Source organism: Lysinibacillus sphaericus (assembly GCF_001629735.1).
Lineage (GTDB): Bacteria > Bacillota > Bacilli > Bacillales_A > Planococcaceae > Lysinibacillus > Lysinibacillus pinottii.
The window spans coordinates 3,158,716-3,182,623 of record NZ_CP015224.1 but is presented as its reverse complement, the minus strand read 5'-3'; the positions used below and the strand labels follow the sequence as shown (position 1 = coordinate 3,182,623).

Sequence of the window (23,908 nt, the reverse complement as noted above, 5' to 3'; positions counted from 1 at the left end):
TATGACGTTTGAAGAAAAATTACAGGCATACGCGGAACTTGCAGTAAAAGTTGGGGTAAACATTCAACCAGGTCAATATTTGTTAGTCAACACATCAGTTGAGGCTTTAGATTTTGCTCGTTTAGTCGTTAAAGAGGCGTATAAGGCTGGGGCAGGGCGTGTCCATGTTAATTTTTCTGACGATGAAATGGATCGTGCCTATTTTGAACATGCCTCTGATGAAGAATTTAACCGTTTCCCCGAATGGGTCGTACAAATGCGTGATGAACTCATTGAACGTAAAGGGGCATTATTATGGATAGATGCCGCAGATCCTGATAAATTAACAGGAATCTCGGCTGATCGATTAGCTACTCATCAAAAGGTATCAGGAGCTGCGTTGAAAAACTATCGTAATGCAGTTATGAAGGATTTGATTGCGTGGTCCATTATTGCAGTACCTTCGCCAAAGTGGGCGGCAAAGGTATTCCCTCAATTGACAGCAGACGAGCAAGTACCTGCTTTATGGGAAGCTATCTTTAAAACAGTTCATATCGGAGAAGGTAACGCAGTTGAAAATTGGCATCAGCATGTAACGAATTTAGAATCTCGGGCAGAACTTTTAAATAATAAAAAGTATGCGAAGCTACACTATACTGCACCTGGAACAGATTTAACGATTGCTTTAGCTCCACAGCATAAATGGGTAACTGGTGGCAGTAAAACGCCTGAAGGCCATGTTTTTATCGCCAATATGCCAACAGAAGAAGTCTATACACTTCCTATGAAGCAAGGTGTAGACGGTTATGTTAGTAATTCAAAGCCTTTAGTATATCAGGGCAATATCATTGATGGCTTTAAATTAACATTTAAAGAAGGAAAAATCATTAAAGCAGAAGCTGAAGTAGGTCAAGATTTACTACAGGAGCTTATTCAAGTAGATGAGGGTTCTAGTTATTTAGGTGAAGTAGCACTTGTCCCGCATGAGTCACCAATTTCAGCATCAGGGATTTTATACTTTAATACACTATTCGATGAGAATGCTTCGAACCATTTAGCGATTGGAGAAGCATACCCGACATGCTTAGAGGGTGGTAGAGACTTGGAAAACGGTCAACTAGAAGCATTAGGTGCGAATATTTCTGTAACCCATGAAGACTTTATGGTTGGTAACGGTGAAATGGACATTGATGGTATATTACCAGATGGAACTATAGAGCCTATATTCCGTAAAGGTAGCTGGGCTTTCTAAACTTAGTTTGAATGGAGAATGGGGGAGAGCAGATGAAGCACATAGGTAGTTTGATTGGGATGATTATATTATTACTGACAGGCTGGAGTTCATCTGCTTTTGCTCAAACTGAAAACTATATAGCAATTGGGGATTCACTAGCTGCTGGTCAAACCCCCTTTCAACAAATTGATGCTGGGTATAGTGATCTAATTGCTATGAGATTACAGTCAATGAATCAATTAAAATTCTATACAAAAGAACTTGCTTTTCCAGGTTACACAACAGCCCATGTATTAGAAAAAATTAAGACTGAGGAAGCAAGGGATTTATTAGCCAATGCCACTTTAGTTACTGTTTCAGCAGGTGCCAATGATTTATTAAGCCTTATACGGCTAAATCCAATGGCTGGAACATTAACTTTTTCTCAACTTCAAACAGATTACGCCTTAAATACGGTGAGAAAAAATATAATAGCTATTTTAAATGAATTGGCGGAACGAGCTCCAAAGGCTCAGGTATATGTTGTAGGCTATTATTTTGCCTATCCAGCTGTTCATCTAACTCAAAAAGAAGGCACAAATGCACAGCTTGTGAAATTAAATAAAATTTTACAGCAACAGGCGGAGCTAGCTGGAGCGGGTTACGTAAATGTGTATGACAGCTTCGGGTTAAATGCCACAAACTACTTACCAAACTATACAGATGTCCATCCGAATATGGAAGGCTATCGCCAAATGGCCAATGCATTTTTAAAGGCTTATAGTGGTAGTGATGCCCTATCTATAGCTCCATCACAATTACCGAAACCGAATCCTGTATCATTTGAGGAAATTTTACAAGAACGAGCTTCTGCACAGCCTAAACAACAAAAGGTAACATCCTCCCAGTCTGTACGAAGTGTACGTTCCATTCAGGGATTTCACGGCTATACCGCTTTTATGGAAAAATTAGAAAAGAGATAAGTGAAGGCATCTGATAGGATGCTTTTTTTTCGTTCTTAATTCCCCAAACAAAGGAAAAACAATCCTTTACTAGCCATGATAAAATAGTAAGAGGACAGGAGGTACAGGAATGAAAATATTTCATACAGCAGATTGGCATTTAGGGAAGCTCGTTCAGGGTGTCTATATGACAGAAGATCAACAATATATCCTACAACAATTTATACAAGCTATCGATGAAGAAAAGCCAGATGTAATTATTATAGCAGGTGATCTATACGATCGTTCCATGCCCCCTATTGAGGCAGTGAATTTACTAAATGACACTTTAGCAAAAATAGTTTTAGAAAAGAAGATTCCTATTTTAGCCGTTGCAGGAAATCACGATAGTGCAGGCAGATTAAACTTTGGTAGTCGATTAATGCGTGATAGTGGTTTATATATTAAGGGCCAATTTACGAAAGATCATGCCCCTATTATTATAAATGATCAATATGGAGAGGTGCATTTTCATCTTGTACCATTTGCAGACCCTGCCTCTATTCGCAGTATCTTTGAAGAGGAAGCCATTCGCTCTCACCAAGATGCTATGCAGAAAATAATTGAACATATAACAGCAGGTATGGATACAAGTAAACGTAATATATTTGTTGGACATGCCTTTGTGACCAAATACGGTGAGGAGGAAGCCAACACTAGTGATTCAGAGCGTCCGCTTTCTATAGGAGGCTCAGACTGTGTGAATGCTGCTTTATTTAAACCATTTCATTATACAGCACTTGGACATTTACATAAGGCACATTTTGTCTTAAATGAAACGATTCGCTATGCCGGTTCACCATTAAAATATTCATTATCTGAGCATCTACATGAAAAGGGCTTTTTAATTATCGATCTAGATGAGCACGGAAATAGTACTGTAACGAAAAGAAAATTGATGCCGAGAAGAGATTTGCGTGTAGTAGAAGGTGAGTTGGAGGAGTTATTAATGCTTCCACCAAGTGATGATTATGTATTTGTTAGATTGACAGATGCTACGTCCGTATCTTCGCCAATGGAACGTATTCGTACTGTTTTTCCTCATGCCCTGCATGTTGAACGTAAGATTTTACGACAAGAGAAACCAAGTGAGCTTCAAGTAGTAGAGGCAGAAAAGCTAGAAGATATAGATCTATTCCGCTCTTTCTTTACAGATATAATTGGGATTCAACCAGATGAAGATACCGAGCGTCTGTTTACAGAGATGTTACAGGAATTATTAGATAAGGAGCGAGAAACAGTAAAATGAAGCCATTAAAGTTAACGATTACGGCATTCGGTCCTTATAAAAATACGGAAATAATTGATTTTCAACAGTTAGGGGAACATCGATTGTTCGCCATCTCTGGCAAAACTGGAGCAGGGAAGACGACGATTTTTGATGCGATTTGTTATGCACTTTATGGGGCAGGTAGTGGTGAAGATCGCCAGGATACAGCTTTACTACGAAGTGGCTTTGCTGACGATGATGTGTATACAGCAGTAGAACTTATTTTTGAAATGCATGGAAGGGTCTATCAGATTTTACGTCAGCCCGGACATATAAAGGGAAAAAATAAAACAGCTACTGGTAAAAAAGTGGAGCTAGCGGAAGTTAGGGAGGGAATGCTCGATTATAACATTGTGGAAAAGCAGCAAACACTTGAGGTCGATAAAAAGATTCAGGAAATTATAGGTCTGACAAAGGATCAATTTAGCCAAATTGTGATGCTACCTCAAGGTGAATTTCGCAAATTATTAACGTCTGATTCAACAAACAAAGAGGTAATCTTACGAAAAATTTTCAAAACAGATCGCTTTGGTGCTATGACAAAGCTGCTTGATGCTAAACGAAAAGAAGCAGAGAGTGATCTTGAACGTGCCAAACAATTAAAAGAACATCTACTTGGTCAAATTGTTGGTGCACTTCCACAACGTTCATCTCCTCTGTTCAAACAAATTGCGGATAATACGGAAAATATGTTTCAGCTCAAGCAAGCACTTGAAGAGGAGCTTACCTATTATAAAAAATGTTTTGAAGATATACAGCGACAATATGAGGAAGCTTATAATCATCATCAAAAAGAACAGGAATTTTACCGTTTAGCTAAAACGCTTAATGAACAATTTGAGGAGCAGTCCAAACGACAAGAACGACTACAAATGCTGTTAGATGAGCAAGATAAATACCATGCGAAGGAACGGGAAATAGCTTTAGCAGAACAAGCGGAGCGTTTACTATTACTCGAACAACAATGTATGGATTTACGAGCTGAACAAAATTTAAAAGAACAAGCCTATCAACAAGCCCAAAGTAGTCAGCTACAAACCAAGGAACTCTTACAACGAGCACAAGAAAAATATGAAGCGGAAGAGGCAAAAGAGTCTGAGCGGCAACTGCTTTTACAGCAAGAAATGCAACTCCAAGCATTGCTTCCTAAGTTTGAAGCGTATGACAGCCATGTACAGCAGCTGCAAATTGCTGAGCAATATGTGAAAACCGCCAAACAAGGTGCAGCGGATAATATAGTACTAATCGAAAAAGAAAGCGCACAATTAGAGCAGCTTTCACAATCAATTGAGCACTATGAAAAACAAATGGAACCATATGAAGGTTACTTAGAAAAACTTCCAAAGTTGCAGGAGCAAGTAACTTTGCTCATGCAGATGGAGAACTATACAAAAACGGTAGAGATAGCGAAACAGGATGTTATCGCAACTAAAGCTCGCTATCAGGACAGTAGACTGGAGCTTCAACAATTAGAGCAACGCTGGCTGACAAGTCAAGCAAGTGTTTTAGCTCAGCAGCTTAAAGAAGGGCAGCCTTGTCCTGTATGCGGGAGTACGGCTCATCAGCAAACTCATAATGAGAAATTGGAAATTGTTGAACTTGCTCAGGTGGAAACATTAAGGGTAAAAGTTTCTTCCGATGAACGTTTGTATTTGGAAAAAGAGGCAATGTTAAGATCCGCACAACAGCTTCAGCAAGAGACACTGAAACAATTAGATGCACACTCTATCAAGCAACAGGATCAAGCACAGATAATAGCTTCCTTAGAAAAAATGGAGAAAGAGATTACTAGCTTAAGGGTTATCAATCAACAGTTAGCTCAAACAAGAAAAAACCAGAAGGAACAGCGTTTAACAATAGAGCAATTGCAAAACAAACAATTAAAACTTGAGGAATATTTAAGCGAGCAGATGAAGAGCTGGACAAGACTTCAGGCAATTGTAGAGGAACAGCATAAGCAAATGCCAACAAATATTCCAACTTTACCGCAATTAAAACAAACGCTTACAGATGTTAGCCAACAGAAAATGGATTTTCAAAAATTATGGCAGGAAAGCCAACATCATTTACATGCCATGAAGGAAGCTGACAGTAATGCAAAACTAGCTGTGGAGATCGCCAAACAGAATTTTGAAGAATTAAAGCTCAAAATGAATGACAAGCGTGAACAGTTTTCAACAAGCATGCAGGAAGCGGGCTTTGTAAGCTATGAAGACTACGCAGCTGCGAAAAGAAGTGCCACTCAATTAGAGGAACTCCGGAGAGCATGCAGTGACTACACCCTTCAGGTTCATACGTTAAAAATTCAAATTTCAGAAGGAGAAAAACATCTTCAAGGAAAAGAGGAACAAGATTTAGCCTTGATGGAGGCGACTGTGAAAAGCCTCCGAATCGCCTATGAGGATGCCTTTAAACAACTTCAGCAAATAGATGGATTTGTGAAATCATGTCAAAGCTTTATGAACAAAGTAGAGGAAACAGAAAGAGAGCTACGTTTACTTGAGAGTGAGGCTGGACGTGTAAAGGAGCTATATGGCTTATTAAATGGGCAAAATTCGAAAAAGCTGTCCTTTGAACGATATATTCAAATAAATTATTTAGATCAAATTACAGAGGCAGCCAATATTCGCCTTAATCATTTATCGAATGGTCAATTTGAGCTTAGACGCTCAGACAGACTTGAAAAGCATGCAAAGCAAAGTGGACTTGGGCTTGATGTATATGATGCTTACACAGATCAATTACGAGATGTCAAAACGTTATCTGGTGGTGAAAAGTTCAATGCGTCATTAAGTCTTGCTCTGGGAATGGCGGATGTTATTCAAAGCTTCCAAGGCAATATTCATATTGAAACTATGTTTATTGATGAGGGCTTTGGCTCGCTCGATGAGGAATCATTAAATAAAGCAATAGACACCTTAATCGATTTACAAGATTCTGGCCGAATGATTGGCGTCATCTCCCATGTGCCTGAATTAAAATCCGCGATGCCAGCCGTTTTACATGTCGAAAAAACATTAAACGGACATAGTCAAACACACTTTGAAATAAAATAAAGGAAGGTGTATTTCCGGCTTAAGGAAATACACCTTCCTTTTATTTTTTCCGAGGACTGACTGTAGAAGTTGTCCCTTTTTTTGCTGCCATCACTTTTTTTACAATCGGTATAACAATCGGCGCTAATTTAACAGCGGTTTTTACTACCTTTGATACTTTCATTAAAAACACAGCTCCTTTTTTAATTACTTCTACCTGTTTATTCTAAAAGTAAAACATTAGCGGATAACTCGAACGGCTTGAATAATATTCCATATTACGATTCCGAGCGAGACAATTCCGTAAATGGCGAACGAAATGAACCAAACGATCATTACTGTACTATTACTTGAAGTGGGATCTAAACTAAAGGTAGAAAACACAAAGACAATGAAAAATAATATACCAAATACAAAAGGAATTAAATGAGACACTAGTGCGCGAATGGAATGTCTTTTGATATCAGCATCTTTCGAAACGAAATAAACAATCAATGGTACGATGAAAGGAGCAAAGAAAATACTGAGATAGCTGAAGGCAGATAAAATTTTTTGGTTCTCCATAGTTGTACCTCCTTTTTTAATATTTACGCATGGAAATCAGCAAAGTTTCAAAAATTAAGTATGGAAGAGGTTGTAATCATTCCATGCTTTGCGTACAATGTAATTATTCAAAGTAAATTCAGATGTAACGACCACAAGGGGAGCTGATGATGTCAGCTGAGACTGGGCACGTAATGCCTTTACTCTTTGAACCTGTAAGCTAGCACTTACGTAGGGATGTGGATAGAAACCGACACTTGTACGATGTGAGGCTCTGTCCTGGCATCGTTTTTTTCATTCTTGAAAATAATAAGATGTCAGAGAGAATCAAATCAGCGCTTTTCTATTCCTGCTCTTGTATCCTACATCGGAACAAAGGAGAGAATATGTATGGACAAAAAAAGACTATTAATGTTAGTGGAGATTGCAATATTTGCAGCAATTGGCCTTGTGCTGGATCAGGTCTCGTTTAAAGTATGGGCACAAGGTGGCTCTGTTAGTCTTGTCATGGTACCAATTATGTTAATTGCTATTCGCTGGGGCTTAGTAGCTGGCCTAACAACAGGCTTACTTGTAGGTGTTATGCAAACCATGTTTGGCGCTTATATTGTACACTGGCTTCAAGGGTTACTAGATTATGGCGTCGCTTTCACAGTTGTAGGATTAGCAGCCATTGTGCGCAGACCTTTACTAGAGGCAGCAAGTCAACTAAACAAAACAAAAATGGCACTTTATATTATTTTAGGTACTGTGTTTGCAGGCTTCTTGCGTTATGTAGCACATACTACTGCTGGGGCTGTATTTTTTGCGGAGTATGCCGGCGATCAAAATGCATGGATTTATTCGATTATTTATAATGGTACATATATGCTTCCTGCTAAAGTATTAACAGCCATTGTGGGAGTGTTATTATTCACAGCGGCTCCACAACTTATGCAACGTAAAGCATAATGCCATCCCCCTTCATGTTGGTGAAGGGGTTTTTTATATAGTTATAAGAGAATAGCGCTTTTTGCACTTTGCCAAGGAGGCACGCATACAATATTTAAAGCGTTTAGCGTTATACGTATAAAAAGTTATGTTATATTAAAGAGTAGATATTAGATGAAAGGGACGTTATACATGATTGTAAAAACGCAAGAAGAGATTGAAGCTTTTAAAAAAATTGGACGCATTTGTGCGGAGATCCGTGAAACAATGAAGTCTGCTACAAAACCAGGTGTCACAACACTTGAACTAGATGAAATTGCCGGTCGAATGTTTGCTGAGGCAGGTGCGATTTCTGGACCAAAAGGAGAATATGACTTCCCAGGATATACTTGTATTAGTGTCAACGAGGAAGTAGCGCACGGTATCCCAGGTAAACGTGTTATTCAGGAGGGAGATATCGTTAATATCGATGTTTCAGGCTCTTTAGATGGCTACTTTGCCGACACAGGTATTTCTTTTGTAGTCGGTGATGGCTATGAAGATAAAGAAAAACTATGTCGTGTTGCCAAAGATGCTTTTGATCGTGCAATGACAAAGGTAAAGGCTGGCTCTAAATTAAATCAAATTGGCAAGGCGGTAGAGCGCGAGGCGAATGCTAATGGCTTAACAGTTATCATGAATTTAACAGGCCATGGTTTAGGTCGTTCTTTACATGATGAGCCAAATCACATTTTAAATTATTATGATGCATGGGACTCTACGATTATGAAAGAAGGCATGGTTCTTGCAGTTGAGCCATTTATCTCTGCAAAAGCAGAGCATATAGTAGAAGCTGGTGATGGTTGGACATTCATAACACCCGATAAGTCTCTTGTTGCTCAAATTGAGCATTCAGTGATTGTTACAAAAGATAAACCAATTATCCTCACTTCATTAGACGAAGACTAGGATGACACAAAAAATCCTGCTCACCAAATTACTTTTGGTAGGCAGGATTTTTTTTAATGAATAAAATGCCAACAAAGAGTACACCACATAAAAATAACGCAGCGGTTGTTACGAGTAGCTCATCAAAACCATTATGTAAAGCGATTCCTATATAAGCCCATATAAAAACACTTGGATACATGATATCAAAGTGATGAAAGCGGATATGTAGCGCAATGACTCCACCTAATGTCAGTAAAATAACTGCCCAAAGAGGAGTACTTAGACCAAAACCGTTCCAACCATAAGCTGTTAACGTAAAGCTAATATTTGTGATGAAAATAAATGTCATCCATGCTAAATAAATGGCGAAAGGAATACGACCCGACAGTGATTTGTCATGAAGTGGATACGTATTGTACAACATAAATAGATACAAGACTAAGAGTAGGGTAATGCCGAGAGAAACAATAAATAATTCATGATGCCATACGTATATCATTAATGCTTGTAAAATATTTATGCAACTAAAGAGCGCAGACTGTTTCATAGATGTCTTTTTGATGTTCATCACTAACCAATAACCGATGAATAAATAAATGACAATCCAAATTAAATGACTTCCATCAACAGGTGCAAATACCACCGAAAAACGATTAGAAATTTCTAAAGAAGACTGACCGTTAAGTTTCATGAAAAAGGATGAAAAGGTTAGGATGAGTGAGACAATATACGAAATTGTCATCAATAAAAACCGAGGCATGCTTTCCTCTCCCTTCGTGTTAAATTGTATAGGGAAAAGACAAATAAGTATAGTACTGTCACTCATTTTATTATAACGGAAACTTCCATCAATGTATCGTGTTGTTTGCTAACACTATCTACAATTTACCATCTCAATAGGCATCCATTTATTTCTTTAGTACAATAAGAATATATACAAAATAAAGGAGTGAAGCTTTATGACACAAAACTTAAAAAATCTAGACCTATCTATTGAACTAGATAAAAAGATGTATAAAAAGAAATTAAAAGTACTCCAATATGAAATGTTAAATGCCCAACAATTTTTATTAAAAAACAAAATTGGTTTAATTTTAGTGTTTGAAGGTATGGATGCCGCTGGGAAAGGTGGAGCGATAAAACGTTTAATTGAACGTGTCGATCCACGTGGCTATGTCGTACACCCAATTTCAGCTCCACAGCCACATGAGCTACGCTATAACTATTTACAACGGTTCTGGAGAAAGCTACCTCAGCATGGGCAAATCGCTGTTTTCGATCGTTCATGGTATGGGCGTGTATTAGTAGAACGTATTGAAGGGTTCGCAACGAAGGAAGAATGGTCTCGTGCCTATGAGGAGATTAATAATTTTGAAAAGATTTTAACTGAGGGGGACTACATAATAATTAAGTTCTGGCTTCATGTTTCAGATGAGGAGCAATTAAAGCGTTTTAAGGAACGAGAACAAAATCCATATAAATCTTGGAAGCTAACAGAAGAGGATTGGCGCAATCGAGAAAAGTCACCACAATATATTGAGGCTGCCAATGAAATGTTTGACAAGACCGATAAGAAAAATGCTCCATGGATTTTAGTAGCTGGAAACGATAAAAAATATGCACGTGTGCAGGTGCTACAAGAAACGCTTGCACATATTGAACGAGAGGCACTGAAACGTGGACTTCATTTAACAAATGTATTAGACAATCCGCTTTTAGAAGATGCTGACTCATCCAGCCTGAACACCTTGAATGAGAAGAAGAAGTAAAAAATAAAATGTAAAATGATGGTGCTATGACATGAAGACATGAGCTGTTTTAGTTGTAGCAGCATCTTTTTTTACATACAATAAGGTAAAACTAGGGATTACTCCTTTAAATTCTATTAGTTAAGAAGGTAGTGAAAATTTCTACCGATATTGATTGGAAGGCTAGTGTGGAGAAATGGTGCTTAAAATTTGGAATTTATTAAGAAAAAAGGGTGGGAATGTGGTAACTATAAAGGGGGAAAAATGCTACATCCGAACATTCCAAGAAAATGATGCACGAAGTTTAACAGGTCTCGTAAGCCGCAATAAATACTTTTGGTCAACATATGAGCCTTTACAAAGACCTGAATACTATACGATCGACGCGCAATATAAAAAAATTCAAGAAAGCTTATATTTAATGGATTCAAAGCGAGAATTTACTTTTGGCATTTTTGAGCATGGTACTAATAACCTAATAGGACATATTGCACTATATGCTGTAAAACGTTTACCCTACTCAAGTGCATTTGTGGGATATGCTATGGATGAAATTTACGTAGGTAAAGGAATTGTTACTGAGGCAGTGAATATGGTAGTCCGCTTTGCATTCGATCAAATTGGGCTACATCGAGTAGAGGCATATGTATCAACCCAAAATAATCCCTCGATGCGTGTTTTAGAGAAGGCGGGCTTTCAACAGGAAGGTCTTTTAAGGAAGCTCCTGTATATTAATGGTCATTGGGTGGATCATTATATGTATGCTCGTTTAGAGGATGAATAAATAAACAAGTGCCTTTCTTTTCAAAGGAAAGCACTTGTTTATTGATTAGCTATAAATCAAGTTAGGATAACTATTGATGGTTACCATCTTCAATTAAATCTAGATGACCTGTATTTGGGTCAATAATTAAACCATGTACAGGAACGTCTTTTACCATTAATGGGTGATTTCGAATCGTGTCGACACTTTTTTTGACACTTGTCGCTACATCACCAAAACCACGTAAAAATTCTTTTAAATCAAAACCAGAATACTCCAGCATTTTGATGGTTTCTGGATTGATACCTCTTTTAACCATTTCACTTAGCATGGCATCAGGATCAACTGCACTCATACCACAGTCATAATGTCCAACCACATAAACTTCATCTGCTTGTAGGCCATAGACAGCAACTAATAAACTACGCATTACAGCACCGAAAGGATGGCTCACTAATGCACCGGCACTTTTCACAATTTTTACATCGCCATTACGGAGATTCATCGCTTTTGGTAAAAGCTCTACAAGACGAGTATCCATACAAGATAAAACAACAATACGTTTATCAGGATATTTTGTAGTGATGAATGGTTCATATTTTTTCTCTTGTACAAACTCTTTGTTAAACCCTAAAATATCTTGTAACATTGTCATGAAAATTGCTCCCTTCCTTACAAAAAATATTTTAGAGCAAAACTTTAATTATGCAAACAATAAAGACTTTTTTCAGACAATTTTTACAATAAAGAAGCAAACTTCGTACACTTTAGCAGCTTAATAACGTTGAAACTATAAAAAAACAGCTACTTTTACAGTAGCTGTTTTTTTACTTAAAATTTTTCGTTTGGCTTTGGATCTACAGTTACTGAAGACTTGCTATCTAAACCTACTTGTAGGTAGTGGATGAAGAATCCAGTTGAAATTAATAAAACTGCTGAAAAGCCAAGAACAGTTGTAATGAACATTTTTAGAGCTCCTCTCTACTTAAATGATCTACTAATTACCCTAAACTAATTATACAATAGGATACTAGGAAAATCTAAGGATAATTTATGACATCCATAACATACTAGACTAGAATACTATTAGTAAGAATGGATTATTTAAAATGCCCAATTTCCATCACGGAATATTGGTTCTTTTTGATTATCGTGGGTAATGCCATCAATATTCATTTTATTCGATCCAATCATAAAGTCTACATGTGTTAAGCTTTGGTTTATGCCATGAGCAGCTAACTCATCAGAAGACATGTCTTTACCACCTTCAATACAAAAAGCATAAGCACTACCAATGGCTAAATGATTTGAGGCATTTTCATCAAATAACGTATTGTAGAATAACAAATTCGATTGGGAAATAGGGGAATGATGAGGCACTAATGCTATTTCACCAAGATAATGCGCCCCCTCGTCTGTTTCAATAAGAGAAGCTAAAATTTCTTGACCTTCCTCAGCTTTTACATCGATAATACGGCCATCTTTAAACGTTAATGTGAAATTGTTAATAATATTGCCACCATAGCTTAACGGTTTAGTGCTGGATACAAACCCATTTATGCCTGTTTTTAAAGGTGCAGTAAAAATTTCTTCAGTAGGTATATTCGCCATAAATGTTTGACCTTGTTCGTTGACACTACTACCGCCTGTCCAGATGTGATGTGCAGGTAACTCGATGGTTAAATCTGTACCTGGAGCCGTGTAGTGAAGCGACTTATACTGTTTGCTGTTTAAATATTCCGCTTTGTCGTGTAATTCTTTGTCGTGAGCTAACCAAGCTTCCACTGAATGTTCAAGATCAATACGCGTCGCTGCAAAGATAGCTTCCCATAGGGCATCCATTTGTTGATCCTCTGGTAAATCAGGAAAAACCTTTGCTGCCCATGCTTTAGATGGAGCAGCGATAACTGACCAACTAAATTTATCAGACTGTAGCAACTGATAATAGTTCGCTAATGCTTGGCCTGATGCTTTTTGGAACGCCATAATTCTGTCACGCTCAATACCTTTTAGTAAATCTGGGTTTTGTGAACTAATGCTTAGGAAAGCAGCACCATTTTCAGCCAGCCACTCACGTTCTTGAACTTTCCATGGTGGGAAGAAATCAAATGAGTCTTTCGGTGCTCCTTCATAGCGAGCACGAACAAGTTCATCGTCAGATAAATCGACAAATACTTGTTTTGCACCATTTTTATAGGCTAATTTAGTAATAATTTGAGCTAATTTTAAGTTATCAGTCGAACAGCTTATATAAAGATATTGATCTTTTTGGATATTTACTCCTACTTTTATTGCTAATTCGGCATATTTTAGTAATTTTGTGTTAAATGATAATAACAAATTCATATCCCCCTTTGAAATAAGACAGTTTAGTGTAAGATTCTTAATTCAATATAATCAAAAATGGTCGAAATGTGAATAAAAAGCATTAATTACATCGAAAAATAATTAAAATACATTTATACTAGCATTATATATTTAAAATATGGAAAATTAGACGAAATTAACAGTAGATAGTAGATTTGGAGGTTCTAGAATGGATAAGTCGTCGATCATAGGGTTAATAATTGCGTTTATAGCGCTGTTAACAGGGATGGTAATGAAGGGTGTAAGTTTAACAGCATTTTATAACCCAGCAGCTATCCTAATTATCATCTTTGGTACTATTTCTGCAGTAACAATTGCCTTTCCAATGCAAGAGTTAAAGCGTGTACCAAAGCTATTTAAGATTCTTTTTAAAGAAACTAAATTAGCAAATGATATTGAAATTATTAAGATGTTTTCGCAATGGGCTGACTTAGCTCGTCGTGAAGGGCTATTAGCACTTGAAAGTAAAGCATCAGAAATTGAAGATCCATTTTTGAAAAATGGTCTTACATTAGCAATTGATGGACAAAATGCAGACTACATCCGTGATGTATTAACAGAGGAAGTAGAGGCTATGGAAGAACGTCATGCAAGTGGTTCTGCCATTTTTACACAAGCAGGTACATATGCACCAACTCTTGGGGTTCTTGGTGCAGTAGTAGGTTTAATCGCCGCATTGGCTGATATGAATGATATTGAAAAGCTTGGACACGCTATTTCAGCAGCTTTCATGGCTACATTACTCGGTATCTTTACTGGTTATGTTTTATGGCACCCATTTGCGAACAAATTAAAACGTAAGTCTGCTTTAGAAGTGAAACAAAAGAGAATGATGATTGAGGGTATCCTTTCAGTATTAGAAGGGGAGGCTCCACGTGTTATTGAACAAAAACTATCATCATACTTAACGATGGAAGAACGTCGTCAAATTTCTGGTGAAAGCGGGGCGGGTGGCCTTGGCAAAGAAAGCTAAGAAAAAAAAGCATGATGAGCATATAGATGAGTCTTGGCTAGTGCCATATGCCGACATCTTAACATTGCTCTTAGCTGTGTTTATTATACTATTTGCTTCAAGTTCAGTAGACCAAGAAAAGCTAGAGAGAATGTCAGCCGTTTTTAGTCAGGTTTTTGATGGTGGAACAAGCTTTTTAGAGCAGCCTGCACCAGTACCTAGTCCAAATGCGGATAGCGACCAAACACCACAGCAAAATTCAGCCTACTTAAAGGATCAGCAGGAGTTGGCTGAAATTAAAGATAGTGTCGATAATTTTATCGCTGTCAATGAAATGGAAGGTCAATTCGCTACAGAAATGACGGATGAAGGTTTACTTGTGACAATTCGTGATAGTATTTTATTTGATCCTGGGCAAGCAACGATTAAACCAGAGTATATTCCTATTGCGAAGGAGCTTGCGGATGTATTAGTATCCAATCCACCACGTAATATTGTTATTACTGGTCATACGGATAACGTTCCAGCTGGTCCTAATTTTTCATCAAATTTAGAGCTATCATTAATGCGTGCATCTAATTTCTATATGGTTTTATTAGACAGTAATTCGCAATTGAAATCTGAGAACTTTAGTGCAAAAGGCTATGGCGAAAACCGTGCGATTGCACCAAATGATACAGCAGAAGGTCGTGCAAAGAACCGACGTGTTGAAGTACTTATTCAACCACTAGTGACTGAGGACGGCTCGGAAGCGAAGAATACACAATAAATAAAAAGCTATTAGCAAGGACTATTTGTCTCCTGCTAATAGCTTTTTTATTTGCTTATTTACGTAAAGCGCCCAATTCTGCAACAATTGCCTGCATTTCACTTGGACTAAATGATTCTCTTTTCATAACCATTTCGTATAAATACGTTAAGTCTTCGTAGTTTGCTTCATCGAAGTGTTCCGATTTCATTGCATCGACATTTACCATGCGAAGCTTGTCCTTCATTTGATCAATCATATAAATAACGTTTTCCTTTGACGGGACTGACAAATCCATTTTTTAGCCTACCTTTCGTACTCCTCGCACATATCATTTCATTGAATAAAAAAAATGTCAACTCCGTATTTGGGCATTGCTTTAAAAATAGACTGTTATTGGGTAGAATAAGGGCAGTAGACTAGTTTATTTATGAAATATTAGGGAATATGCAATTACACAAGCAGGGGGTTTTAATATGGGTCAAAGTAAATTATTAGTATCAATCGTAGCAGGAGCAGCAATTGGAGCAGCGTTAAGCATGCTCGATCGCACTACTCGTGAGAAAACAATTGACACTACAAAAAAAATGAAAGAAGCTGTCACGTATTATGCAACAAATCGTGAAGAATTACAGGTCCTCGTGGAGGAAAAAGTACTGGCTGCGAAGGTGCTTTGTGAAAATGTGTCAGATAATGTCAACACTATTGCAGAGAAGGTGGAGGAGTTTAAAGAATTGCCAACTACGATTCAAAGTATGATTGATGACACAAAGTCAGCTTTTACTTTACCTCATAAAGAATAATTGTAGTTTTAGGAGGAGTTGTATGGAAAAGAAAAAGGCAACAATGCAAAATGCCTTTGGATTCGTCAAATCATTTGTGTCTCCTGAAGGGGAAGTGATTGATGTCATGACATCCAAGGGCTTTGTCCAAGATTTGATAGGTCGGGTAAAGCGAGTGGAAATTTCAGCGCTTTCCGCACAGCTCGCTTATTTCTTTTTACTATCATTCTTCCCATTACTTATCTTCCTCGTGACATTGCTACCATATCTTAACTTAGAAACAACGCAGGTTTATTCATTTTTAGTAAATGTATTGCCAGATGAAGTGTATAAGCTTATTGAAAATACGTTGAATGAAATTTTAACAAACCGCAACAGTAGTTTATTGTCCATCGGTGTACTAGGTACGATATGGTCGGCATCTAAAGGTATTAATGCGCTGATTCGAGCTTTAAATAAAGCATACGATACAGAAGGAAGAGCAGGTATATTAGATAGAGGGCTATCTCTTGTTTTTACAGTGGCTCTTGTAGTTGTCATGGCAGTCGCTCTTCTATTGCCGGTATTTGGCCAGCAAATAGGACATTTCTTATTTTCAATCGTCGGAATAGAGGAACAATTTGAATCGGTCTGGCATAATTTAAGATGGTCGATACCACCAATACTTATTTTTATTGTTTTAATGGGTATTTACTGGTTCGTACCTAATACAAGCCCTCGGTTGAAAATATTAGGTGTTTGGCCAGGGGCAATGTTTGCTACGCTTGCCTGGTTAGTGGTCACATATGCTTTCTCTTTCTATATTAATAACTTTGCGAATTATTCTGCTACATATGGTAGTATTGGTGGCGTTATTATTTTAATGCTCTGGTTATATTTTACAGGAATTATTTTAATCTTTGGTGGAGTATTAAATGCTACAATGCAGAAAAGGGCATTACAAAAGGAAATTAATAGATAAGAAAATGACATAATTAAAAAAGGCCTCGCTTCTATTATGAAAGAAGCGAGGCATCTTTGTGATTAAACATTTTTATTCAGCATGCGTAAGCCGTTTAAAATAACGAGGATGGTACTACCCTCATGTCCAATAACACCTAGAGGTAAATCGACTACTTGTAAAAAGTTTGAGGCAATTAGCAAAATAATTACCCCGATAGAGAAGATGATATTTTGCTTTACAATTCGTTGCATTTTACGAGAGAGGCGAACAGCATAAGCAATTTTAGATAGATCGTTTTTCATTAATACAACATCAGCGGTTTCTAATGCAACGTCTGTACCCTCACCCATCGCAATGCCGGTAGTTGCTGTAGCTAGTGCGGGGGCGTCATTGATGCCGTCACCCACCATTCCTACAAATTGATATTGGGAAAGCAAACGTTTCATTTCTGTTACCTTCGTTTCAGGTAGACACTCCGCTACATACTCAGTGACACCAGCTTCTTTAGCAATTACTTTTGCCGTTTTTTCGTTGTCTCCAGTAAGCATGACGACTTGAATACCAAGCTCTTTTAATAATGACACAGCTTTTTTGGCTTCGTTACGTACAGTATCCTTTAAAGCTGTTAACGCTACAATTCCATTTTGGTCACGGATGAAAATAACCGTTTTACCTTGTGCAGCAAGTTTTGCCGCAGCTCCATTTGCAAAATCATTGGCATGTTGAGCATTCACAAAATCAGGTTTACCAACTTGATATTCCTTGTTGTGAACGGTCCCCTTAATACCCCATCCTGGGATATCCTCAATTGTTGCTGATGGTAAGGCAGTAATTCCTTCCGCTTTCGCATAGGAAGTAATGGCTTGAGCAAGAGGATGGTTGGATTGTGTTTCTATTCCCGCAAGAATAGCTAAAGCCATATTACGATCGAATCCATCACGGACAATAAAATCTGTTACGACTGGTTTACCTTGTGTTAATGTTCCAGTTTTATCAACAGCTAATGCACCTAAAACACTTAGATGCTCTAAATGTAAGCCGCCCTTAAATAGCACACCATTTTTAGCACCATTTGAAATAGCTGCAAGTGTCGCTGGCATGATGGCTGCGACAAGGGCACATGGAGAAGCAACAACTAATAAAACCATGGCACGATAAAAAGTTGTTGTCCAATCCCAACCAAGTACGAAATGGGGAAGGAACATCATGATGGCTACACCAAGTAAAACAAATTTTACATAAGTTCCCTCGAATTTTTCGATAAATTGTTGAGACGGAGATTTTTCACTTTGAGCACTTTGGACAAGCTGAATAATTTTTTGAAAGAGTGTTTCTGAATTGGCCTTCGTCATTTCCATTGTAATAGCGCCATTCAAGTTTACCGTACCTGCAAATATTTCATCACCCTCACGTTTTAAAACGGGTAATGGTTCACCACTTATAGCTGACTCATCAATGGAAGACTGTCCTTTAAAAATAATGCCGTCGGCTGGAATACGCTCCCCGGGTTTAATCAATAAATGATCACCAATTTGTAATGTCGAAACAGATACCTTCATTGGCTCAAAGCTGCCTCGAACTAACCAGGCTTCTTCTGGCTGAAGATTCATTAACGCAGATATTTCACGATGACTTTTATTCATAGCATATGTTTCAAGTGCACCACTTACTGCAAAGATGAAAATAAGAATGGCACCTTCTGTCCAATAACCAATAGCAGCAGAACCAATAGCTGCTAATACCATTAGGAGTTCAACATTCAATTTCCTTTCTTCTATGGTTTCTTCTATACCTTCCTTTGCTTTGGCAAAACCACCTACACAAAATGCAATGACATAAAGAAGAACAGAAGCGGTTGTTTGTCCGCTTATATCTAAACGCCATGCAAGTAAGATGAATACACCAGCCATTAACGCAGCGATTAATTCTGCATGTTCTTTAATTTTCTCAATTAAATTTATATTTTCTCGATTAGAGTGTTCCATTCCTATCCCTCCTGATAATGAAAATCAATATCAAAACCCTTAAATATAAGCATTTATTTATGGCCTGTAATTGAAAATGGATTTCAATTACCACATCTTTTATTTAGAATAATTATAACAAAGTAATTTATAGAAATAAAGAGGGAGTTAAAAAAAGGAGGAATTTTATTAACAGAAAAAGGCACAGTCTATTCACTAGGAATATTCTGTGCCTTACAATAGTGTGCAGTAAAAAGGGCTACTACTTACTTATATTTAATTAGAAAACTCTTTCTGCGTGCAGTGCAAGTTTTTCTAAAGATGATTTATCGACATCTGCGTGTAATGAGTTGCCGTGTGAATCCATTGTTACAACTGCTGTAAATTTTTCAACATTTAAGTGCCACATCGCTTCTGGAATACCAAATTCCATTAAATCAACACCATCTACACCTTTAATGCAGTCTGCGTAATATTGTGCTGCTCCACCGATAGCATTTAGGTAAACGCCACCATGTTCATTAAGAGCTTTTAATGTTTTTGGTCCCATACCACCTTTGCCGATGACAGCACGAATACCGAACTTTTTCATGATATCGCCTTGATAAGGCTCCTCACGAATAGAAGTAGTTGGGCCAGCTGCTTTTACTGTCCAATTGCCTTCCTCATCTTTTGCCATAACTGGTCCACAGTGATAGATAACTTGTCCATTTAGATCCACTGGTGCATCATGGCTCATTAAATGATGGTGGATAGCGTCACGACCAGTATACATACGTCCTGTAATAGAAACTACATCTCCAACTTTTAGTGAACGAATTTGTTCTTCTGTAATTGGTGCAGTAAGCTCTACTACATTTGTTGTGTTGTCTTCTGTTGTAGCTGCCACTTCATCCTCTTTGAAAGTAATTTTTTCACCTTCTTGGTAGTGCCATTTAATAATTTCACCAGTTTGAGGATCGATATCCACAGCCATACGACGGTAAGCCCAGCAGTTATATGCTACAGACACATAGAATGAAGCTGGGATACGGTGCATAACCCCAATTTTGCAGCCTAGTAATGTTGCTTCACCACCGAACCCCATTGTACCGATACCAAATGTATTAGAAGTTTTCACCACATACTCTTCTAATTTGGCAAGATCAGGATTTGGATTTGTATCTTCAACATGACGGAATAATTGTTCCTTTGCTAAATCGTAGCCGGAAGAACGATCTCCACCAATACCTACGCCGATGAAACCAGCTGAACAGCCTTGGCCTTGTGCTTGGTATACAGAGTGTAAAATACACTTACGGATACCATCTAAGTCACGACCTGCACGACCTAGACCATCTATTTCACATGGAAGACTGTATTGAATGTTTTTGTTTTCACAGCCGCCACCTTTTAGAATTAATTTAATCGTAATGTAATCATTTTCCCATTGTTCAAACTTCATAACTGGTAAACCATCGCCAAGGTTATTACCACTATTGGCACCAGTTAATGAATCCACTGCATTTGGACGTAGTTTTGCATCAGCTGTAGTATCATTGATTGCCTTTTTAATCGCAGCTTTAATTTCTAATTGGTTTACGCCCACAGGTGTATAAATTTTAAAAGTTGGAAGACCAGTATCTTGACAAATAGGTGATACATTATCTTCAGCCATAATAATATTATTTGAGATTGTGTCTAAGCTCATTGCCGCACGTGTTCCAGCATTCTCCGCTTCTTTTGCTTTTTTAATCGCACGACGTACATCCTTAGGTAAATTTGTGGATGTTTCAGTAATTAAATCATAAAGACTTTTCTCCAAAGTTTGTAGATTCATTCGTGTATTGCCCCCCATAGAAAATTTGATTATTTCCACGTAACATTATACTCTTTTCAACTAATGAAAAAAAGAGTCCTTACCTATGAGGGCTAAATTTACGCATAGTTTAATAGTATTTGGGGAGGGAGTTGATTTTATAGAACGTTTGTTCTATAATGATAGTAACCCACATTTAGGAGGAATTTGTATGTCTGCTAAAACTTTACTTGAATTACCTGAAGAATTTGATCAATACAGACCGCTAATAGAGGAAACAATGAAGCCCGTTGTTCTGATTGATGCATATGCTGGGAAAACAACCTTGTTTCAAAGTAAGTTTGCAGGGGACCCTTATTTCCCACTAGCGATGGAATATCCTAAAAATGCAAGTGGACAACCACTAAAGCTTTTAGCCCAAGTTAATTTTGCAGAATTGCCTAAGCATTTGCCTCATTTCCCAGAAGAAGGGATAGTGCAGTTTTATATTGATGGCTATGACGATGTATTAGGAATGGACTTTGATAATGGAAAAAATCAAGAAGGCTTTCGTGTCATTTTTCATGATACCGTTATACATGATGAAGCACAGCTTATTCAAGATTTTTCATTTGTAGAAAAAGAAGATGAGGAAATGTATTTTCCGGTAGAGCGTGAAATGACCTTATCCTTTAAAACAGGTTTTGAACCCTTAACGATTGATGATTACAGAGCCAATGAAATCTACAGTAGCATCTTGAAGGCTATTGAAGATAACGAAACAGTAGAAGATGCCTTTTATGATGCTTTAACTGGGGATGGACTTAAAATAGGGGGGTATCCATTCTTTACACAAGAAGATCCACGAGCATACGGTAATTATACAGACTCTAGCATTTTGCTCTTGCAAATAGATAGTGTGGGGGATGATATATTATGGGGCGATTGTGGAGTTGGAAATTTCTTTATTACTGAGGAAGAGTTAAAAAATAAAGACTTTAGCAATGTTCTTTATAATTGGGACTGTCATTAAAAAACAAGCGAGCATACTTTGTGCTCGCTTGTTTTTTCATCTTTATTGTTCACGAGCATTAAATTGCTCCATTTTGTCTTCTAGGTCATCCATCATTTGAATTAAACGATCAATATCATCTAATTCAGCTGTTTCTGGATCTAGGGCATCTAATACTTCTAAAAACATTTCAAGACGCTCTCTTAAATAGGTTACTTGCTGTTTTTTATCAGTGATTGGCTTGGACATTCGTACACCTCATTTCATCCCTTTCATCGTAGCTGATTTAAGCTGAAATTTCAATGTTTAGGTAGATGCCTAGGACTAAGAGATTAATTTCAAAAATAAGTAGACGGAATATTTACAATATTGAATATGTATGTTAAAGTTGTTTTAAGATAAAGTAAAGGAGCTGATTGAAAACATCTTTAAAACTCTAACTCGAAAAGGAGGGAGTTTAAACAAGTACTCGGTAATAATCAAAAGCCGAATTTCGTGTTTATACAATTAAATGACTATAAGTATTCGTTAAGCCTTAGCGTAAAATCACATGTGGTGAGCGCTAAGGCTTTTTGGTATGCTGTTCTTTGGGAGAATGATTGGAGGAAAAGATGACATATTTCTCAGATTACAGCAAAAAAAGATTTACCATATTAGTAATAATTGTATCCATATCGGGCTTTTCACAAGGGATGTTATTACCGCTCATTTCTATAATTTTTGAACGTGATGGCGTTTCCTCAGCATTAAATGGCTTGAATGCAACGGGCTTATACATAGGGACATTATTAATTTCACCATTCATTGAGCAACCATTACGAAAATGGGGCTATAAACCGATTATTTTAATGGGTGGCGCGTTTGTTTTTATCTCCTTATTGGCATTTCCTTTATGGAAAAGCGTCACATTTTGGTTTGTGCTTCGCTTACTGATTGGTGTTGGGGATCATGCCCTGCATTATGCCACACAAACATGGATTACTAGTACCGCTGATCATAAAAGCTTGGGAAAAGGGATGGCTATCTATGGCTTGTCCTTTAGTATAGGCTTTGCCGTTGGGCCACTAATGGTAAAGTTGATTGAAATAGCTGAAGCTTTACCGTTTATTGTTTCGTCAATCATGTGTTTAATTGCATGGTCTTTTGTATTCTTCTTACAAAATGAAAAACCTGAGCGATTAACAGGTGACTTACATGCAAGAGGATGGAAGCGTTACAAAATGGCTATATTATTTGGGTGGATTGCCTTTTTAGGACCTTTTGTATACGGGTTCCTTGAATCTTCATTGAATGCATTATTCCCCGTATATGCACTACGTAAAGGGTTTGAGGTTGGCATGATTCCAATTATTTTATCAGTCTTTACATTTGGTGGTATTTTAACTCAAGTCCCATTAGGTGCACTGGGAGATAAAGTGGGGAGAAGGAATATTTTGATGGTAGGGTCATTTGGTGGCGCTATTATTTTCGCAATTGCCAGCTTTTTAGAACAATCACAAATGGCTGTCGCTATAGCATTTTTCTTAACGGGTACGCTAGTTGGCTCGATGTTTTCTTTGGGGATTACTTTTATGGCAGATTTAACGCCAAAGGAGCTACTGCCCACTGGGAATTTACTCTGCGGAATTGCCCTAAGTATAGGTAGTTTAACCGGACCGTTCTTAGGTGGAGTTTATTTAGAATATGTTAAAAATTATAGCTTCCTTTTACTTGTAGCTATACTGCTCCTAATTGTGGCTTTCATATTACTCATATTTGGACGTCTTAAGAACAAACAGACATTGATGGCAAAATAAAAAGAGCGGGGCTCATCTCCCGCTCAAAAACAAAAAAACGCCCAGCAAATCCGTGCTGTTATGGCGTTTTTTGCGTAACAAGGATGTTCCGTCCAAGTTACATAGGTTTGGCACCTAAAAAAGAATTATACAGACAAATTATTATGAAATCAATA

At 37.5% G+C, this 23,908-nt stretch carries 24 protein-coding genes and 1 riboswitch; of the genes, 14 read left to right on the top strand and 10 right to left on the bottom strand.

The window, feature by feature from the left end; genetic code table 11:
• Position 1 precedes the first annotated feature (1 nt).
• The 4 genes from A2J09_RS15670 to A2J09_RS15655 all read left to right on the top strand — a co-directional run bounded on the left by A2J09_RS15670 (position 2) and on the right by A2J09_RS15655 (position 6,519).
• Positions 2–1,231, top strand: a complete 1,230-nt coding sequence (locus A2J09_RS15670; RefSeq protein ID WP_012292073.1) for an aminopeptidase — start codon at positions 2–4, stop codon at positions 1,229–1,231.
• Positions 1,232–1,263: 32 nt separating this feature from the next.
• Positions 1,264–2,175 carry an SGNH/GDSL hydrolase family protein gene (locus A2J09_RS15665; protein ID WP_036160442.1) on the top strand — a complete coding sequence of 304 codons (912 nt, stop codon included), beginning with the start codon at positions 1,264–1,266 and terminating at the stop codon, positions 2,173–2,175.
• 109 nt (positions 2,176–2,284) lie between these two features.
• Entirely contained in the window at positions 2,285–3,442 is a 1,158-nt protein-coding gene (locus A2J09_RS15660; RefSeq protein WP_012292075.1) for an exonuclease SbcCD subunit D, read from the top strand.
• The gene (locus A2J09_RS15655; RefSeq protein ID WP_012292076.1) at positions 3,439–6,519 is read left to right on the top strand and encodes an SbcC/MukB-like Walker B domain-containing protein; all 3,081 of its coding nucleotides are present in this window, start codon (positions 3,439–3,441) and stop codon (positions 6,517–6,519) included. Before A2J09_RS15660 ends, A2J09_RS15655 begins: the two co-directional genes overlap by 4 nt.
• Before the next feature lie 40 nt (positions 6,520–6,559).
• Here the strand turns inward: A2J09_RS15655 and A2J09_RS24470 are convergent, their stop codons facing one another.
• Positions 6,560–6,682, bottom strand: a complete 123-nt coding sequence (locus A2J09_RS24470) for a hypothetical protein (protein ID WP_257216288.1) — start codon at positions 6,680–6,682, stop codon at positions 6,560–6,562.
• 56 nt (positions 6,683–6,738) lie between these two features.
• Positions 6,739–7,062 carry a magnetosome magnetite crystal formation protein family gene (locus tag A2J09_RS15650; protein ID WP_031416856.1) on the bottom strand — a complete coding sequence of 108 codons (324 nt, stop codon included), beginning with the start codon at positions 7,060–7,062 and terminating at the stop codon, positions 6,739–6,741.
• Positions 7,063–7,188: 126 nt separating this feature from the next.
• Positions 7,189–7,296: riboswitch (TPP riboswitch) on the top strand.
• 135 nt (positions 7,297–7,431) lie between these two features.
• Between A2J09_RS15650 and thiT the strand changes: the two genes are divergently transcribed.
• Together thiT and map are read left to right on the top strand one after the other, a co-directional pair.
• Positions 7,432–7,992: an energy-coupled thiamine transporter ThiT gene (gene thiT / locus A2J09_RS15645; RefSeq protein ID WP_012292079.1), complete on the top strand. Its 561-nt coding sequence runs from the start codon at positions 7,432–7,434 to the stop codon at positions 7,990–7,992.
• A gap of 171 nt (positions 7,993–8,163) precedes the next feature.
• The gene (gene map / locus A2J09_RS15640; RefSeq protein WP_012292080.1) at positions 8,164–8,919 is read left to right on the top strand and encodes a type I methionyl aminopeptidase; all 756 of its coding nucleotides are present in this window, start codon (positions 8,164–8,166) and stop codon (positions 8,917–8,919) included.
• A 28-nt stretch (positions 8,920–8,947) separates the two neighbouring features.
• On the opposite strand, the gene A2J09_RS15635 is transcribed toward map, so the two are convergent.
• Positions 8,948–9,661 (bottom strand): TspO-related membrane protein, encoded by a 714-nt coding sequence (locus tag A2J09_RS15635; RefSeq protein ID WP_031416860.1) that lies wholly within the window; start codon positions 9,659–9,661, stop codon positions 8,948–8,950.
• Between the two features lie 199 nt (positions 9,662–9,860).
• Between A2J09_RS15635 and A2J09_RS15630 the strand changes: the two genes are divergently transcribed.
• Both A2J09_RS15630 and A2J09_RS15625 read left to right on the top strand, forming a co-directional pair.
• Positions 9,861–10,670, top strand: a complete 810-nt coding sequence (locus A2J09_RS15630) for a polyphosphate kinase 2 family protein (RefSeq protein WP_012292082.1) — start codon at positions 9,861–9,863, stop codon at positions 10,668–10,670.
• Positions 10,671–10,845: 175 nt separating this feature from the next.
• Complete coding sequence (locus tag A2J09_RS15625; protein WP_012292083.1) at positions 10,846–11,433, top strand: GNAT family N-acetyltransferase; 588 nt, start codon at positions 10,846–10,848, stop codon at positions 11,431–11,433.
• 70 nt (positions 11,434–11,503) lie between these two features.
• Here the strand turns inward: A2J09_RS15625 and A2J09_RS15620 are convergent, their stop codons facing one another.
• The 3 genes from A2J09_RS15620 to A2J09_RS15615 all read right to left on the bottom strand — a co-directional run bounded on the left by A2J09_RS15620 (position 11,504) and on the right by A2J09_RS15615 (position 13,758).
• Positions 11,504–12,067 (bottom strand): beta-class carbonic anhydrase, encoded by a 564-nt coding sequence (locus tag A2J09_RS15620; protein WP_012292084.1) that lies wholly within the window; start codon positions 12,065–12,067, stop codon positions 11,504–11,506.
• A 176-nt stretch (positions 12,068–12,243) separates the two neighbouring features.
• The gene (locus tag A2J09_RS24465) at positions 12,244–12,378 is read right to left on the bottom strand and encodes a hypothetical protein (RefSeq protein WP_004225590.1); all 135 of its coding nucleotides are present in this window, start codon (positions 12,376–12,378) and stop codon (positions 12,244–12,246) included.
• A gap of 138 nt (positions 12,379–12,516) precedes the next feature.
• Positions 12,517–13,758: an aminopeptidase gene (locus A2J09_RS15615; protein WP_012292086.1), complete on the bottom strand. Its 1,242-nt coding sequence runs from the start codon at positions 13,756–13,758 to the stop codon at positions 12,517–12,519.
• Positions 13,759–13,948: 190 nt separating this feature from the next.
• Between A2J09_RS15615 and motA the strand changes: the two genes are divergently transcribed.
• Complete coding sequence (gene motA / locus A2J09_RS15610) at positions 13,949–14,752, top strand: flagellar motor stator protein MotA (protein ID WP_031416865.1); 804 nt, start codon at positions 13,949–13,951, stop codon at positions 14,750–14,752.
• Entirely contained in the window at positions 14,736–15,500 is a 765-nt protein-coding gene (gene motB, locus A2J09_RS15605; RefSeq protein ID WP_025115820.1) for a flagellar motor protein MotB, read from the top strand. The genes motA and motB overlap by 17 nt, the downstream gene beginning before the upstream one ends.
• A gap of 55 nt (positions 15,501–15,555) precedes the next feature.
• Here motB and A2J09_RS15600 read toward each other — a convergent pair whose 3' ends face one another.
• Positions 15,556–15,777: a DUF1128 domain-containing protein gene (locus A2J09_RS15600; RefSeq protein ID WP_031416866.1), complete on the bottom strand. Its 222-nt coding sequence runs from the start codon at positions 15,775–15,777 to the stop codon at positions 15,556–15,558.
• Between the two features lie 178 nt (positions 15,778–15,955).
• Here A2J09_RS15600 and A2J09_RS15595 point away from each other — a divergent pair, with 178 nt between their 5' ends.
• Together A2J09_RS15595 and A2J09_RS15590 are read left to right on the top strand one after the other, a co-directional pair.
• A complete protein-coding gene (locus tag A2J09_RS15595) occupies positions 15,956–16,282 on the top strand; it encodes a hypothetical protein (RefSeq protein WP_012292090.1) in 327 nt (108 codons plus the stop codon).
• A 22-nt stretch (positions 16,283–16,304) separates the two neighbouring features.
• On the top strand, positions 16,305–17,222 hold the full coding sequence (locus tag A2J09_RS15590) for a YihY/virulence factor BrkB family protein (RefSeq protein ID WP_012292091.1): 918 nt from the start codon (positions 16,305–16,307) through the stop codon (positions 17,220–17,222).
• Positions 17,223–17,284: 62 nt separating this feature from the next.
• Here the strand turns inward: A2J09_RS15590 and A2J09_RS15585 are convergent, their stop codons facing one another.
• Together A2J09_RS15585 and A2J09_RS15580 are read right to left on the bottom strand one after the other, a co-directional pair.
• On the bottom strand, positions 17,285–19,189 hold the full coding sequence (locus A2J09_RS15585) for a heavy metal translocating P-type ATPase (protein ID WP_012292092.1): 1,905 nt from the start codon (positions 19,187–19,189) through the stop codon (positions 17,285–17,287).
• A gap of 259 nt (positions 19,190–19,448) precedes the next feature.
• The gene (locus tag A2J09_RS15580; RefSeq protein ID WP_031416868.1) at positions 19,449–20,987 is read right to left on the bottom strand and encodes a fumarate hydratase; all 1,539 of its coding nucleotides are present in this window, start codon (positions 20,985–20,987) and stop codon (positions 19,449–19,451) included.
• Positions 20,988–21,177: 190 nt separating this feature from the next.
• Here A2J09_RS15580 and A2J09_RS15575 point away from each other — a divergent pair, with 190 nt between their 5' ends.
• Positions 21,178–21,978 carry a YwqG family protein gene (locus A2J09_RS15575; protein ID WP_036160445.1) on the top strand — a complete coding sequence of 267 codons (801 nt, stop codon included), beginning with the start codon at positions 21,178–21,180 and terminating at the stop codon, positions 21,976–21,978.
• A 42-nt stretch (positions 21,979–22,020) separates the two neighbouring features.
• Here the strand turns inward: A2J09_RS15575 and A2J09_RS15570 are convergent, their stop codons facing one another.
• On the bottom strand, positions 22,021–22,206 hold the full coding sequence (locus A2J09_RS15570) for an SE1561 family protein (protein WP_008173529.1): 186 nt from the start codon (positions 22,204–22,206) through the stop codon (positions 22,021–22,023).
• Positions 22,207–22,568: 362 nt separating this feature from the next.
• On the opposite strand from A2J09_RS15570, the gene A2J09_RS15565 reads away from it, so the two are divergent.
• Positions 22,569–23,753, top strand: coding sequence for an MFS transporter (locus tag A2J09_RS15565; protein ID WP_036160447.1), 1,185 nt, complete (start codon positions 22,569–22,571; stop codon positions 23,751–23,753).
• Positions 23,754–23,908: the final 155 nt, after the last annotated feature.

Coding starts and splice junctions, on each gene's coding strand:
- thiT (WP_012292079.1), top strand. CDS start 7,432: ATGGACAAAAAAAGACTATTAATGTTAGTGGAGATTGCAATATTTGCA.
- motA (WP_031416865.1), top strand. CDS start 13,949: ATGGATAAGTCGTCGATCATAGGGTTAATAATTGCGTTTATAGCGCTG.
- A2J09_RS24465 (WP_004225590.1), bottom strand. CDS start 12,378: ATGTTCATTACAACTGTTCTTGGCTTTTCAGCAGTTTTATTAATTTCA.
- A2J09_RS15590 (WP_012292091.1), top strand. CDS start 16,305: ATGGAAAAGAAAAAGGCAACAATGCAAAATGCCTTTGGATTCGTCAAA.
- A2J09_RS15565 (WP_036160447.1), top strand. CDS start 22,569: ATGACATATTTCTCAGATTACAGCAAAAAAAGATTTACCATATTAGTA.
- A2J09_RS15650 (WP_031416856.1), bottom strand. CDS start 7,062: ATGGAGAACCAAAAAATTTTATCTGCCTTCAGCTATCTCAGTATTTTC.
- A2J09_RS15580 (WP_031416868.1), bottom strand. CDS start 20,987: ATGAATCTACAAACTTTGGAGAAAAGTCTTTATGATTTAATTACTGAA.
- A2J09_RS15625 (WP_012292083.1), top strand. CDS start 10,846: ATGGTGCTTAAAATTTGGAATTTATTAAGAAAAAAGGGTGGGAATGTG.
- A2J09_RS15585 (WP_012292092.1), bottom strand. CDS start 19,189: ATGGAACACTCTAATCGAGAAAATATAAATTTAATTGAGAAAATTAAA.
- A2J09_RS15575 (WP_036160445.1), top strand. CDS start 21,178: ATGTCTGCTAAAACTTTACTTGAATTACCTGAAGAATTTGATCAATAC.
- A2J09_RS15570 (WP_008173529.1), bottom strand. CDS start 22,206: ATGTCCAAGCCAATCACTGATAAAAAACAGCAAGTAACCTATTTAAGA.
- A2J09_RS15620 (WP_012292084.1), bottom strand. CDS start 12,067: ATGACAATGTTACAAGATATTTTAGGGTTTAACAAAGAGTTTGTACAA.
- A2J09_RS15665 (WP_036160442.1), top strand. CDS start 1,264: ATGAAGCACATAGGTAGTTTGATTGGGATGATTATATTATTACTGACA.
- A2J09_RS15600 (WP_031416866.1), bottom strand. CDS start 15,777: ATGGATTTGTCAGTCCCGTCAAAGGAAAACGTTATTTATATGATTGAT.
- A2J09_RS24470 (WP_257216288.1), bottom strand. CDS start 6,682: ATGAAAGTATCAAAGGTAGTAAAAACCGCTGTTAAATTAGCGCCGATT.
- A2J09_RS15660 (WP_012292075.1), top strand. CDS start 2,285: ATGAAAATATTTCATACAGCAGATTGGCATTTAGGGAAGCTCGTTCAG.
- A2J09_RS15595 (WP_012292090.1), top strand. CDS start 15,956: ATGGGTCAAAGTAAATTATTAGTATCAATCGTAGCAGGAGCAGCAATT.
- A2J09_RS15635 (WP_031416860.1), bottom strand. CDS start 9,661: ATGCCTCGGTTTTTATTGATGACAATTTCGTATATTGTCTCACTCATC.
- map (WP_012292080.1), top strand. CDS start 8,164: ATGATTGTAAAAACGCAAGAAGAGATTGAAGCTTTTAAAAAAATTGGA.
- A2J09_RS15630 (WP_012292082.1), top strand. CDS start 9,861: ATGACACAAAACTTAAAAAATCTAGACCTATCTATTGAACTAGATAAA.
- A2J09_RS15670 (WP_012292073.1), top strand. CDS start 2: ATGACGTTTGAAGAAAAATTACAGGCATACGCGGAACTTGCAGTAAAA.
- A2J09_RS15615 (WP_012292086.1), bottom strand. CDS start 13,758: ATGAATTTGTTATTATCATTTAACACAAAATTACTAAAATATGCCGAA.
- A2J09_RS15655 (WP_012292076.1), top strand. CDS start 3,439: ATGAAGCCATTAAAGTTAACGATTACGGCATTCGGTCCTTATAAAAAT.